The following is a 12,134-nucleotide window of genomic DNA, read 5'->3' as shown; positions in this document are numbered from 1 at the left end:
CGCCTCTGCGTACGGGCCCTCTTCGCGCCACGGGTGTCCGGGCGCCCTCAGTCCTGCTTCTTCCGGCGGGTGCCGAAGACGATCTCGTCCCAGCTGGGCACCGCCGCACGGCGTCCCGGACGGACGCCGTCCGCCTCGGCCTGGCGGTCCGTCGTCCCGGTCAGCCGGTCGCGGTGGCCGGCCACGGCCCGGGGCATCAGGACATCGGCGTAGGCGGAACCCGCACCCGCGGACGCCGCGGCGGCCGGAGGCTCGTCCGCTTCGGGCTCCTCCTGCGACGCGGGCTCGAGCGCGGGCGCCTCGGGCTGGGAGGGCAGCTCCGGGACGATCATGTCGCCACGGAAGCTCGGAACCGCCTCCAGGAGGCTGGTCAGCGAGTCGCGCTCGCCTGCCGACACACCGCTGACGCGCTCCTCCGGCTCCGGAGCCGGAGATGCGGGGCGCTCGATCTGCCGGTCCAGCGCACGGTCCAGCGGCCGGTCGCGCGGCAGCCGGGCGATCCGGGGCACGAACGGGAAGCTCGGCTCCGGTGCCGCGACGTCGTCGGTCTCGCCGATCAGCGAGCGCGCCTCTTCGTCCACGGCCTGGACCAGCCGACGCGGCGGGTCGTACGTCCAGCTCGCCGAGTGCGGTTCGCCCGCGACGCGGTAGACCAGCAGGACCTCCCAGGTGCCGTCGTCCCGGCGCCAGGAGTCCCACTGCACGGTCTCCCTGTCGGCGCCGCGCAGCAGCAGCCGCTCCTGCACGGCTTCGCCGAGCTGCGGGCCGGTGTTCTCGCCGGGGCGTCGCACGGGAGTCTTACGGGCGCGCTCGGCCATGAACGCGCGCTCCGCGAGCACAGGGCCCTCGAAGCGGCGCACCCGGTCCACCGGAATGCCGGCGAACTGGGCTACCTCCTCGGCGGAGGCGCCGGCACGTATACGCGCCTGGATGTCGCGGGGGCGGAGATGGCTCTCCACCTCGATCTCGATCTGGCCGAGCCGGGCGCGGTCATTGCGCACGGCGGCACGCAGCCGCTCATCGATCGGAAGCGTGTACTCCGTGCTGTCCGCAGCCTTGAGCACCAGTCGTGTGCCGTCGTTTGAGACGGCCACGACACGCAGTTCGGGCATGGGAACCTCCCGGGTGGTGCCTGCCGACGTCACGTGCGTCGCTGCTTCCGCTAGTCGAGTGTGACCTGCCCGGGTTCAGCCTGCCACAACCTTGCCAAGTTACCCGGCGTGTCGGGCCTCGGCCCTGGAACGCCACTATGACACGGTCACCTTTGCGACGCGGAGCGACCGGATGGTCGCTCCATGCAGCAGGCGCCCGTGCGATGCCGCGGCGCCGCCGGTTCGGGTGCCGGCCTTCGGCCCCCTCCCGTAGGTTCCGGACATCCGTGCGGGAGTCCGGCCCCAGGGCTCGCCACAGTACTCCATTCGGGCCACGTGGGTGGACCGGCGCGCCGCCGAAGTTCTCGCGAAGTACGGGAGTTGGACTGCCCCGTGATGTGCGGCATGTGCCCGATGCGTGTGCTGCTTCACACAATCTCCAGAAATGGAACTATCTCGTTCGCTCAAATGTCCCTTCCTGGTGCAAGGTGGGGTAGTTGTCGAGCAGGGGCTGATCATGGTTCAGAAGCCGCAGAGTGATGCGGAACGCAAGGAAAGGCGCATAGATCTGAGCCTGCCGCAGGTCGCGGGCAGCGCCGTCGCGGCGGTCGCGGCGGCGGTGATGGCCTCGCAGCTCGGTGTGTACGGAACGATCGCCGGCGCCGGCGTGATGAGTGTGGTGGCCACCTGCGGGGGATCTGTCTTCCAGCACTTCTTCCGCCGCACCGGGGAGCAGATCCGCGAAGTCACCGTCCAGGTGAAGCATCCGGCGGGCCGTCAGGTGACCGTGCGGACCCGGGAGACACGGCCCGCGCCGGGCCGCCAGGAGGACGGCGCGACGACGGTGCTGCGCACGGCGGAGACCGGGGCGGAGCGCACCACGCTCCTGCGGCAGGTCCGGCCCGGCGAGGCTGAGCCCGGCGCCGAGCGCACCACGCTCCTGCGGCAGGTCCGGCCCGGTGAGGCTGAGCCCGGCGCCGAGCGCACCACGATGCTGCGCCAGGTCCGGCCCGGCGAGGCCGCCCCGGCAGGCCCCGGCCACGGCGACGGGCCCACGGACGACGCCTACTCCGACGCCCGTACCCACGGCACCCGTGTCCGGGGCTGGAAGCGGTCCGTCCTCGTGGCCACCGGGGTCTTCGCGCTGTCCATGGCCGGGATCACCGTGTACGAAATGGCCTCCGGCCACGACCTGGGCGGTAACGGGGGAACGACGATCGGCTCCGTCGTGAGCGGGGAGCGGCACGGTGGCCCGGCCTCGCCGTCGCCCTCGGGGAGCACCGTCCAGGACGGTGACGGCGAGGACCGGCGGAACGACGGCGGCACGCCCGGCGTGAGCCCGACGACTCCCGGGACCGGCCCGGACGACGGCCGGAGCGGGCTGCCCGACCCCTCCGGCGACGACGGTACGACGACCGGCCCCACCCCCACGCCCTCGGCGTCCGCCGGGGCCACCACCCCGCAGCCCAGCGCCCCGGCGACACCGGGCCCCGACGGCACCACACCGGCCGCACCGGAACCGTCCGGAGCCGACGAGGCCCCGGACGGCCAGGACGGGCCCGCCGCCGGGACGGACACGGGCCGGTGACCGGTGCCGCCGCGCCCGAGGTGCTCAGTCCCCGAGCACGCGGCGCAGGTAGTCGTTGGTGAACAGGCGGTCCGGGTCGAGCCGGTCGCGTACGGCGGTGAACTCGCCGAACCGTGGGTAGGCCGCGGCGAGGTGACCGGAGTCCCGGGTGTGGATCTTGCCCCAGTGCGGGCGGCCGTCGTACCCCGTCATGATCCGCTCGACGGCCGTGAAGTACGCCTGGTAGGGCGTGCCCCGGTACAGGTGCACCGCGATGTACGCGCTCTCCCGGCCCGACGCCGTGGAGAGCGCGATGTCGTCCGCGGGCGCCGTGCGGACCTCCACCGGGAAGCTGATCCGCAGCGGTGAGCGCTCCACCATGGCCTTGAGCTCACGCAGGGCCTCGACGGCCCTCTCGCGCGGCACCGCGTACTCCATCTCGACGAAGCGCACCCGGCGGGGGCTGGTGAACACCTTGTAGGGGATGTCGGTGTACGTACGGGCCGACAGGGCGCGGCTGGAGATCCGCGCGATCGAGGGGATGGCGCCGGGGACGGCGCGGCCGACCGCGCAGGCGACCTGGAAGACGCCGTTCGAGAGGAGTTCGTCCTCGATCCAGCCGCTGACCCGCCCGGGCGGAGCGGCGGGCCCGGCGCTGCGGTTGTTGCGCTTGGTGTTGCAGTTGCCGGTGTGCGGGAACCAGTAGAACTCGAAGTGCTCGTTCTCCGTGACGAGCCGGTCGAAGTCGGCCGTCACCCGGTCGAAGGTCATCGGCTCCTCACGGGCGGTGAGGAGGAAGACGGGCTCCACCGCGAAGGTGACGGCGGTGACCACGCCGAGCGCGCCGAGCCCGATCCGCGCCACCGCGAAGACGTCCGGGTTCTCGTCGGGCGAGCAGCGCAGCACCGTGCCGTCGGCCGTGACCATCTCCAGCGCGCGGATCTGGGCGGCGACCGACGCCGAGTCGCGGCCGGTTCCGTGGGTACCCGTGGAGGTCGCCCCGGCGACCGTCTGCTCCATGATGTCGCCCATGTTGGTGAGGGAGAGCCCCTCACGGGCGAGCGCCGCGTTCAGGCGCTTGAGCGGCGTGCCCGCCTCGACCGTCACGGTCATCGCCGTACGGTCGATGTCGCGGATGCCGGTGAGCAGGTCCGGGCGTATGAGGACCCCGTCGGTCGCGGCGGTCGCGGTGAACGAATGGCCGGTGCCGACGGGCTTCACCGTCAGACCGTCCTCGGACGCCCTGCGGAGCACCGCCGCGAGTTCGTCGACCGAGGCGGGGGACGCCACGCGTGCCGGCCGGGCGGTGACGTTGCCCGCCCAGTTACGCCACGTGCTCGCCGTCCGTGCGTAGGTGTCGGTCATCTTCCCCGCGCCCTCCCGTAGGTACCGGCTCGGTGAGCCGGCGATACCCCAGGAACCCCACCGCGGCCGCGAGCGCTCCCGCCACGGCGGGCACCGCGTACCCCGCCTCCGCCCCGGAGGCGTCGACGACCCAGCCTGCGGCGGAGGAGCCGAGCGCCACCCCGACCGCGAGTCCTGTGCTGGTCCAGGTCATGCCCTCGGTGAGCTGGGTGCGTGGTACGTGCTGTTCGACGAGAGCCATCGTGGTGACCATCGTCGGTGCGATGGCGAGGCCCGCGACAAAGAGCGCCACGGCCAGGAACGGCAGGCTCCCGGCCAGTTGGAGGGGGATCATACTCACGGCCATCGCACACACTCCCACCAGCCACCTGGTGGAAGACCTCCCCCGCAGACGCAGCAGGCCGAACACCGCCCCGGCGAGGCACGACCCCAGGGCGTAGACGGCCAGCACGAGGCTGGCCGCGGCCTTGTGGCCCCGCTCCTCGGCGAAGGCCACGGTCACCACGTCCACCGCTCCGAAGATGGCCCCGGTGGCGACGAAGGTGACCACCAGCACCTGGAGGCCGGTCGAACGCAGGGCCGAAGCGCTCGTGTGGTGCTCCTTCGGGTGCGGCACGGGTTCGGTCGCCCGCTGGGACGTCAGCCAGAAGACACCGGCCACCAGGAACGTGCCGGCGAGCAGGGGACCGGCCTCCGGGAACCAGGCGGTGGACAGTCCGATGGAGACGATGGGCCCGAAGATGAAGCACACCTCGTCGACGATCGACTCCCAGGCGTACGCGGTGTGCAGCCGGCGTCCGGTGCCCCGGTAGATCTCGGCCCAGCGGGCCCGGACCATCGACCCCACGCTCGGCACGCAGCCGGCGCCCGCGGCGAAGACGAACAGGGTCCAGTCGGGCAGCCGCTGCTGGGCGCAGACCAGCAGCCCGGCCACCGAAGCGGCGGCGAGGAGTGTGACGGGACGGAGCACCCGGCGCTGCCCGTAGCGGTCCACCAGCCGTGAGACCTGCGGCCCCGTGACGGCGGCCGCCATGGCGAGGGTCGCGGAGAGCGCACCCGCCAGCCCGTAGCGGCCGGTGAGCTGGGAGACCATCGTCACCACGCCGATCCCCATCATGGACAGCGGCATCCGGCCGAGGAACCCGGCCGCTGAGAACTCCCGGGTGCCCGGGGCGGCGAAGATGGCGCGGTAAGGGCTGGGCAAGGGGTGCTCCGGGAAGGCCTGTCAGGAGTGCTGGGGGCCGATACAGCTTACGGGCGGACGACTGAGGGGGGACCCGCCGGTGGCGGTTGCCGTGCGGCCGGCGGCGGGTGGCAGGATCGGGTGCATGTCCGGTCTGCGCGATCCCGCTCCCTACGACGCCCTGCTGCTGCTCTCCTTCGGCGGTCCCGAAGGCCCTGACGACGTGGTCCCGTTCCTCGCGAACGTGACACGCGGCCGGGGCATCCCCGAGGAGCGGCTCAAGGAGGTCGGCAAGCACTACTTCCTCTTCGGGGGCGTGAGCCCGATCAACGCGCAGAACAGGGCCCTGCTCGACGCGTTGCGCGAGGACTTCGCCGGCCACGGGCTCGACCTGCCGGTGTACTGGGGCAACCGCAACTGGGCCCCGTACCTCACCGACACGCTCCGCGAGATGATCACGGACGGGCACCGCAGGATCGCCGTCCTCGCCACCAGCGCCTACGCCTCGTACTCCGGCTGCCGCCAGTACCGCGAGAACCTGGCGGAGTCGCTGTCCGCGCTGGAGGCCGAGGGGCTCGCGGTGCCCCGCGTCGACAAGCTGCGGCACTACTTCAACCACCCGGGCTTCGTCCGGCCCATGGTGGACGGTGTGCTCGCCTCGCTGGCCGATCTCCCCGAGGACGTCAGGACGGGGGCGCACCTCGCCTTCACCACGCACTCCATCCCCATCTCGGCGGCCGACGCCTCCGGGCCGGCGGAGACCCACGGCGACGGCGGCTCGTACGTCGCCGAGCACCTGGACGTCGCCCGGCTGATCACCGAGGCCGTGCGCGAGGAGACCGGCGTCGAGCACCCGTGGCGGCTCGTCTACCAGTCGCGCAGCGGCGCCCCGCACATCCCGTGGCTGGAGCCCGACATCTGTGACCACCTGGAGGCGCTCCACGGCGAGGGCGTCCCCGCCGTCGTCATGGCCCCCATCGGCTTCGTCTCCGACCACATGGAGGTGCTGTACGACCTGGACACGGAGGCCACGGCGAAGGCCGCCGAGCTGGGCCTGCCGGTCCGCCGTTCCGCGACGGTGGGGGCGGACCCCCGGTTCGCCGCCGCCGTGCGTGAGCTGCTCCTGGAGCGCGCCGCCGCCGAGCAGGAGCGCCCGGTCACCCCGTGCGCGCTGGGTGCGCTCGGCCCCTCCCACGACCTGTGTCCGGCCGGCTGCTGTCCCGCCAGGGCCCCCAAGCCGGCGGCCGCCGGCGCCGACAGCCCGTTCTGACCGCCCGCCTCCCCGCCGGTACGGGCTCACCGCACGCCCGTACCGGCCCCGCGACACCACGTCTGGAGCGTTGTGACCGACCCCCTGCTCTCCGAACTCCTCGATCTCGCCCTCGACGCGGCCCGCAGGGCCGGCGCGCTGCTGCGGGACGGCCGTCCCGCCGACCTCGGGGTGGCCGCGACGAAGTCCAGCCCGATCGACGTGGTCACCGAGATGGACATCCGGGCGGAGAAGCTGATCACCGGCTACCTCTCCGAGCACCGCCCCGCCGACGGCTTCCTCGGGGAGGAGGGAGCGAGCGCCGAGGGCACGAGCGGCATCCGGTGGGTCATCGACCCGCTGGACGGCACGGTGAACTACCTCTACTCCCTCCCCACCTGGTCGGTCTCCATCGCCGCCGAGCGCGACGGGGAGCGGGTCGTCGGCGTGGTCGAGGCCCCGATGCGGCGTGAGACGTTCCACGCGGTGCTCGGAGGCGGCGCGTACGGGAACGGCGAACGGCTGCGGTGCCGCCCCACGGCCCCCCTCGGCCAGGCCCTGGTGGCGACCGGCTTCAACTACGTCACCGAGGTCCGCACCCACCAGGCGGCCGTGGCCCAGCAGCTGATCCCGCGGGTGCGGGACATCCGGCGCGGCGGATCGGCCGCCATCGAACTCTGCGACGTCGCGGCCGGCCGGCTCGACGGCTACTACGAGCGCGGGCTCCACCCCTGGGACGTCGCGGCGGGCGATCTCATCGCGAGGGAGGCAGGCGCCCTCACCGGAGGCAGGCCCGGACGGCCGGCGGACGGAGACCTCACGGTCGCCGCGACCCCCGGCGTCTTCGAGCCGCTGCAGGCGCTCCTCGAGGAACTGGGCGCCTGGCACGACTGACGCAAGCCCCTCCCGGAGCCCACCGCGGCACCCAGGGGCGGCGCACCGCGCACGAGAGGGCCCCGGGAAGCCATGACAGCCCCGGGGCCCTCTCGTGGCGGCTCAGACGGTTGTGGCGCCGACTTCCACGCCGTGCTCGGCGGCGAGGCGGTGCAGGTCGTCGAGCTCTCCCTGCTCGACATCCGCGAGGAAGTCGTCGCCCGTCTCGCGAGCCCTCGTGAGGTCGGACTCGGTGGTCTTGATTCGTTGCAGCAGACCTGCGGTGAAAGCGTCCATGAAGCGCCCCCTCGTCGTGGGTCGGTGGCACGGGGGTGTGCCCGGTGGTCCTCCGGTCCGCGGGCGGCCGGAGTGCGGGTGATCACGCAGTCCCTCTGGAAGCAGGACGGGCTGTGGAACGCCACATGCATGGCGTGATCGCGGGTGTGAGAGCGTCCTCCCCGTCGGCGGCCCGCGAGAAACCTCAACTGGCCCGGGAATCCGATCGATTCCCCGGAGCGATGATCGGTGCCGCGCCGTCTTACCGCCGGTTTATGCGCGTTACGGGCAGGATGGACGCGCACAGTCGGTGCCGCTGACGTGCGGCGGGCGGCCGGATCTGAGGCCGCTCGCCGTTTTTTCGGAGATCTAGGGAAGGACTGCGCCGTGCGCGTACTCGTCGTCGAGGACGAGCAGCTGCTCGCCGATGCGGTGGCCACCGGGCTGCGCCGGGAGGCCATGGCCGTCGACGTCGTCTACGACGGAGGGGCGGCCCTCGAGCGCGTCGGGGTCAACGACTACGACGTCGTCGTGCTGGACCGGGACCTCCCGGTGGTGCACGGCGACGACGTCTGCCGAAGGATCGTCGAGCTCGGCATGCCCACCCGGGTCCTGATGCTCACCGCGTCCGGTGACGTCAGCGACCGGGTCGAGGGTCTGGAGCTCGGGGCGGACGACTACCTGCCCAAGCCCTTCGCCTTCAGCGAGCTGACCGCCCGCGTACGCGCTCTGGGGCGCCGCACCACGGTCGCGCTGCCGCCCGTGCTGGAGCGGGCAGGGATCAAGCTGGACCCCAACCGCCGCGAGGTCTTCCGGGACGAGCAGGAGATCCAGCTCGCCCCGAAGGAGTTCGCCGTCCTGGAGGTCCTGATGCGCAGCGAGGGCGCGGTCGTCTCGGCCGAGCAGCTGCTGGAGAAGGCGTGGGACGAGAACACGGATCCGTTCACCAACGTGGTGCGGGTGACCGTCATGACCCTGCGGCGCAAACTCGGCGAGCCACCGGTCATCGTCACGGTCCCGGGCTCCGGATACCGGATCTGAGGACGTGATGGCAGCCTCCCCGGCGCCCATGAAGGCGCCGCCGAAACCGACCTGGGAACCCAAGGCGCAGGAATCCCCGTACCCCTGGCTGCGCCCGACCATCCGGATACGGCTCACGCTCCTGTACGGCGGGATGTTCCTCATCGCGGGCATCCTGCTGCTGTCGATCATCTACATGCTGGCCGCCCAGGCACTGCACGACGCGGGCGGTCTGGAGTTCCAGGTCTCCGGGACCAACGTGCGGATCTCCAGCGACATGTGTCCGCAGCTCGGCTCCGCGCAGAACAACGGCCAGCTCAACGAGGCGATCAAGGACTGCACCGCGGCCCAGCGGCAGCACGCCCTCGACTCGCTGCTGAACCGGGCACTGCTCGCACTCGTGGGCCTCAGCATCATCGCCTTCGCCTTCGGGTACGCGATGGCGGGGCGCGTCCTGTCCCCGCTCGGCCGGATCACCCGTACCGCCCGCAGGGTGGCCGGAACGGATCTGACCCGCAGGATCGAGCTGGACGGCCCCGACGACGAGCTGAAGGAGCTCGCCGACACCTTCGACGAGATGCTGGACCGCCTCGAACGGGCCTTCACCGCGCAGCAGCGGTTCGTGGGGAACGCCTCGCACGAGCTGCGGACACCCCTGGCGATCAACCGCACCCTGCTGGAGGTGCACCTCTCCGACCCGGAGGCCCCCACGGAGCTCCAGCAGCTCGGCAAGACGCTCCTGGCCACGAACGAGCGCAGTGAACAACTGGTCGAAGGGCTGCTGCTGCTCGCCCGCAGCGACAACCAGATCGTCGAGCGCAAGCCCGTGGACCTCGCCGAGGTCGCCGACCACGCCATCGACCAGGCGAGGACCGAGGCCACGGCGATGGGCGTGGAGATCCGCGGTGAGCGTGCCTCCGCGGTTGTCCAGGGCAACGGGGTCCTCCTGGAACGCATCGCGCTGAACCTCGTGCAGAACGCCGTGCGCTACAACGTGCCGGAGGCGGGCTGGGTCGAGGTCACCACCGAGCTCCAGCACGGCCAGGCGGTCCTGACCGTCTCGAACACCGGGCCCGTCGTGCCGGCGTACGAGATCGACAACCTCTTCGAGCCGTTCCGGCGGCTGCGCACGGAGCGCACGGGCAGCGACAAGGGGGTCGGGCTCGGCCTGTCGATCGCGCGGTCCGTCGCGAGGGCGCACGGAGGCCGTATCATCGCGGAGCCCCGCGAGGGCGGTGGTCTCGTGATGCGCGTCACCCTTCCGGTCTGAGAGGCTTCACGGTGTGAAGTCGCATTGGATGACTCTGTTCGCTTTGGGCGGAATTTTTGAACCGCGTTTCCGTTCCGCCCCTGTGTGATCGATCACAGAAGCGAATTTAGGTCCCTCTACTCTCCGTGATCACATGTCCGTCCGAAAGCCTGGAAACGTCCGGGTTTCCGGGGGTAGATATCACGGGAAGTACACGGGGTGGCGCCCGTGAACTGCAGCAATCGGACCGTGTACGGTCCCCTTCGCCACCCAAGCTGATCGCTCACGAGAGATCCGGTTGGGTGTCGATTGAGTAACAGACCTTGATGTGAGGCAAAATCTCCGCCTCAGGTCGGGCACAAGTCCGGCCTCTCACGCGTTACGTGCGCTGAGACACCGCAGACACCCAAGAGGGGGAGAGCGACATGGCAACGGATTACGACACCCCACGCAAGACCGACGACGACGTGGACCAGGACAGCCTCGAAGAGCTCAAGGCTCGTCGGAGCGACAAGACGGCGTCCGCCGTCGACGTGGACGAGTTCGACGCGGCAGAGGGACTGGAGCTGCCCGGCGCAGACCTGTCCAACGAAGAGCTGGCCGTGCGCGTCCTGCCCAAGCAGGCCGATGAGTTCACCTGCATGAGCTGCTTCCTCGTGCACCACCGCAGCCAGCTGGCGCGCGAGAAGAACGGTCAGCCCATCTGCCGCGACTGCGACTGAGGCCGGTCGGCCGTGGCAGGCGACACACCGTTCCGGAAGCGGCGCTTGCGGCGCACGAAGTCGTCGGAGGCGCATCAGGGCGGCACAGGCCCGGCAGAGGGCGAGAGCCCCGCTGCCGAGCACCAGGCCGCCCTGCCTGCCTCTCCCGGCACACCTGACGACGGGCGGGGCCTTCCGGCCTCGCTCGAAGCGGTACGGGCGGCGGACCCGCCCTCCGGGTCCGGGCAGGACGGACCGGCCCCGAAGGGATCCGGCCGCCTGCACACACTGAGACGAGGCGTGCGCAAGAGCCGGGAGAGCGCCGTCGCCGCAGTCGGCGTGGTGGCCGACCGCATCATCGACATCGCTCCCCGCGTCCCCGTACGGGACCTCGCCACCTTGCGCAAGCAGTTCCCGGGGCTCGGCCCCGAAGAACTCGCCGACAAGCTGGTCGCGGGCGCGTGCGGCGCCACCGCTGCCGTCGGCGCCGGCATCGGGGCCGCCGCGATGATGCCCGTACCTCCCGCCATGCTCGCGGAGCTGGCAGCGGAGATCACCGGGGTCGCCGCCGTCGAGATGAAGCTCGTCGCCGAGCTGCACGAGGTCTACGGCAGGCGCCCTCCGGGCAACCTCGGCCAGCGCAGCACCGCGTATCTGACGTCCTGGACCGAGGAGCGCGGCATCGACGTCTCCCGCCCCACCACGCTCAACGCGGCCCTGGGCGGGCAGATGAAGCGTGAACTGCGCCAGCAGATCATGAAGCGCACCGTGCGCGACCTGCCGAATCTCATCCCGTTCATGATCGGTGCCGCCGTCGGCGCGATGATGAACCGTCGGGACACCAGAAAGCTCGCCGACCGGGTCAGGAGCGACCTGCGGCGCGATCAGGTCCCCTGGGACCGCCTCACGGAGCTTCCCGCGCTGGAACAGCCCGCGCGGCCCGCGGAGGAGCTCCCCGAGGGCCTGGACGATCCCGGCCGCTGACGGCCGGACACGAGGACCCGCCCCGGTACGGAGACTCCCGCCCCATGGCCTCTCGTCCGGATCATGCCGGGCTCGAAGGTCCTAGGCGGGTACGGGCGCGAGTGCCGCCACCAGGGCCTGCGGCTCACGGGTTGACAGATAGAGGTACGGCGTCGGGTCGGCCGGGTCCGTGACCTTCACCCGCACCGCCGTGGGGACGTAGCTGCGCAGCAGCATGAAGGCGCGGGGATCCGCCTTGTACGACCGCCAGGCGCGCGCCTCCTCCCCGTCCAGCACCTCGGCGTCGCCGAGGGCCTCCAGGGGGATCCGGGCGTCGCCCGCGACGAGGGCGCCCGCCACGACCCGGATGCGCGCCGAGCCGTACGAACTCACGCCCGCGCACGCCGCCGCCGTGCCGGCGACCAGGCCGCCGAGCATGGGCAGGGTGCCGACCGGCAGGAGCATCAGCGCGCAGGCGACGCCGATGCCGAACGCGATGAGCCACCACGAACGGGGTGCGGTGAGGCGTTCGTCGAAGGGGGGTGCGGAAGGCTGCATGAAAGCAAGCTTGGCACGGCGCGACCCGCGGGCGGCAGC

At 71.8% G+C, this 12,134-nt stretch carries 12 protein-coding genes; 7 read left to right on the top strand and 5 right to left on the bottom strand.

Annotated elements, in window-relative coordinates:
* Nucleotides 1–47 precede the first annotated feature (47 nt).
* Nucleotides 48–1,112, bottom strand: a complete 1,065-nt coding sequence (gene sepH, locus ACIRJR_RS01245; protein ID WP_403771985.1) for a septation protein SepH — start codon at nt 1,110–1,112, stop codon at nt 48–50.
* 496 nt (nt 1,113–1,608) lie between these two features.
* Here sepH and ACIRJR_RS01240 point away from each other — a divergent pair, with 496 nt between their 5' ends.
* The gene (locus ACIRJR_RS01240) at nt 1,609–2,679 is read left to right on the top strand and encodes a hypothetical protein (protein WP_403771982.1); all 1,071 of its coding nucleotides are present in this window, start codon (nt 1,609–1,611) and stop codon (nt 2,677–2,679) included.
* A 24-nt stretch (nt 2,680–2,703) separates the two neighbouring features.
* Here the strand turns inward: ACIRJR_RS01240 and ACIRJR_RS01235 are convergent, their stop codons facing one another.
* Both ACIRJR_RS01235 and ACIRJR_RS01230 read right to left on the bottom strand, forming a co-directional pair.
* Nucleotides 2,704–4,023, bottom strand: coding sequence for a D-arabinono-1,4-lactone oxidase (locus tag ACIRJR_RS01235; protein ID WP_403771979.1), 1,320 nt, complete (start codon nt 4,021–4,023; stop codon nt 2,704–2,706).
* Nucleotides 3,983–5,227, bottom strand: coding sequence for an MFS transporter (locus ACIRJR_RS01230; RefSeq protein WP_403771976.1), 1,245 nt, complete (start codon nt 5,225–5,227; stop codon nt 3,983–3,985). Before ACIRJR_RS01230 ends, ACIRJR_RS01235 begins: the two co-directional genes overlap by 41 nt.
* 124 nt (nt 5,228–5,351) lie before the next feature.
* Here ACIRJR_RS01230 and ACIRJR_RS01225 point away from each other — a divergent pair, with 124 nt between their 5' ends.
* Both ACIRJR_RS01225 and ACIRJR_RS01220 read left to right on the top strand, forming a co-directional pair.
* On the top strand, nt 5,352–6,476 hold the full coding sequence (locus ACIRJR_RS01225; RefSeq protein WP_403771973.1) for a ferrochelatase: 1,125 nt from the start codon (nt 5,352–5,354) through the stop codon (nt 6,474–6,476).
* Between the two features lie 72 nt (nt 6,477–6,548).
* Nucleotides 6,549–7,349 carry an inositol monophosphatase family protein gene (locus ACIRJR_RS01220; RefSeq protein WP_403771970.1) on the top strand — a complete coding sequence of 267 codons (801 nt, stop codon included), beginning with the start codon at nt 6,549–6,551 and terminating at the stop codon, nt 7,347–7,349.
* Nucleotides 7,350–7,451: 102 nt separating this feature from the next.
* Here ACIRJR_RS01220 and ACIRJR_RS01215 read toward each other — a convergent pair whose 3' ends face one another.
* Complete coding sequence (locus tag ACIRJR_RS01215; RefSeq protein WP_167747357.1) at nt 7,452–7,625, bottom strand: hypothetical protein; 174 nt, start codon at nt 7,623–7,625, stop codon at nt 7,452–7,454.
* A 366-nt stretch (nt 7,626–7,991) separates the two neighbouring features.
* On the opposite strand from ACIRJR_RS01215, the gene ACIRJR_RS01210 reads away from it, so the two are divergent.
* From ACIRJR_RS01210 to ACIRJR_RS01195, 4 genes are all read left to right on the top strand, one after another.
* Nucleotides 7,992–8,645, top strand: coding sequence for a response regulator transcription factor (locus tag ACIRJR_RS01210; protein ID WP_403771967.1), 654 nt, complete (start codon nt 7,992–7,994; stop codon nt 8,643–8,645).
* 7 nt (nt 8,646–8,652) lie between these two features.
* Nucleotides 8,653–9,894 (top strand): sensor histidine kinase, encoded by a 1,242-nt coding sequence (locus ACIRJR_RS01205; RefSeq protein WP_403771964.1) that lies wholly within the window; start codon nt 8,653–8,655, stop codon nt 9,892–9,894.
* A 404-nt stretch (nt 9,895–10,298) separates the two neighbouring features.
* Nucleotides 10,299–10,595, top strand: coding sequence for a DUF4193 domain-containing protein (locus tag ACIRJR_RS01200; RefSeq protein WP_003965732.1), 297 nt, complete (start codon nt 10,299–10,301; stop codon nt 10,593–10,595).
* A 12-nt stretch (nt 10,596–10,607) separates the two neighbouring features.
* A complete protein-coding gene (locus ACIRJR_RS01195) occupies nt 10,608–11,558 on the top strand; it encodes a hypothetical protein (protein ID WP_403771961.1) in 951 nt (316 codons plus the stop codon).
* A gap of 81 nt (nt 11,559–11,639) precedes the next feature.
* Here the strand turns inward: ACIRJR_RS01195 and ACIRJR_RS01190 are convergent, their stop codons facing one another.
* Nucleotides 11,640–12,095 (bottom strand): DUF3093 domain-containing protein, encoded by a 456-nt coding sequence (locus ACIRJR_RS01190; RefSeq protein WP_403771958.1) that lies wholly within the window; start codon nt 12,093–12,095, stop codon nt 11,640–11,642.
* Nucleotides 12,096–12,134: the final 39 nt, after the last annotated feature.

This window comes from Streptomyces sp. NPDC102402, assembly GCF_044765765.1.
Classification (GTDB): Bacteria; Actinomycetota; Actinomycetes; order Streptomycetales; family Streptomycetaceae; genus Streptomyces.
This window is presented reverse-complemented; position numbering and strand designations above follow the sequence as displayed.

What these genes read in the sequence shown, in the direction of transcription:
- ACIRJR_RS01200 (WP_003965732.1), top strand. Translation starts at nt 10,299, where the DNA reads ATGGCAACGGATTACGACACCCCACGCAAGACCGACGACGACGTGGAC.
- sepH (WP_403771985.1), bottom strand. Translation starts at nt 1,112, where the DNA reads ATGCCCGAACTGCGTGTCGTGGCCGTCTCAAACGACGGCACACGACTG.
- ACIRJR_RS01215 (WP_167747357.1), bottom strand. Translation starts at nt 7,625, where the DNA reads ATGGACGCTTTCACCGCAGGTCTGCTGCAACGAATCAAGACCACCGAG.
- ACIRJR_RS01225 (WP_403771973.1), top strand. Translation starts at nt 5,352, where the DNA reads ATGTCCGGTCTGCGCGATCCCGCTCCCTACGACGCCCTGCTGCTGCTC.
- ACIRJR_RS01240 (WP_403771982.1), top strand. Translation starts at nt 1,609, where the DNA reads ATGGTTCAGAAGCCGCAGAGTGATGCGGAACGCAAGGAAAGGCGCATA.
- ACIRJR_RS01190 (WP_403771958.1), bottom strand. Translation starts at nt 12,095, where the DNA reads ATGCAGCCTTCCGCACCCCCCTTCGACGAACGCCTCACCGCACCCCGT.
- ACIRJR_RS01205 (WP_403771964.1), top strand. Translation starts at nt 8,653, where the DNA reads ATGGCAGCCTCCCCGGCGCCCATGAAGGCGCCGCCGAAACCGACCTGG.
- ACIRJR_RS01235 (WP_403771979.1), bottom strand. Translation starts at nt 4,023, where the DNA reads ATGACCGACACCTACGCACGGACGGCGAGCACGTGGCGTAACTGGGCG.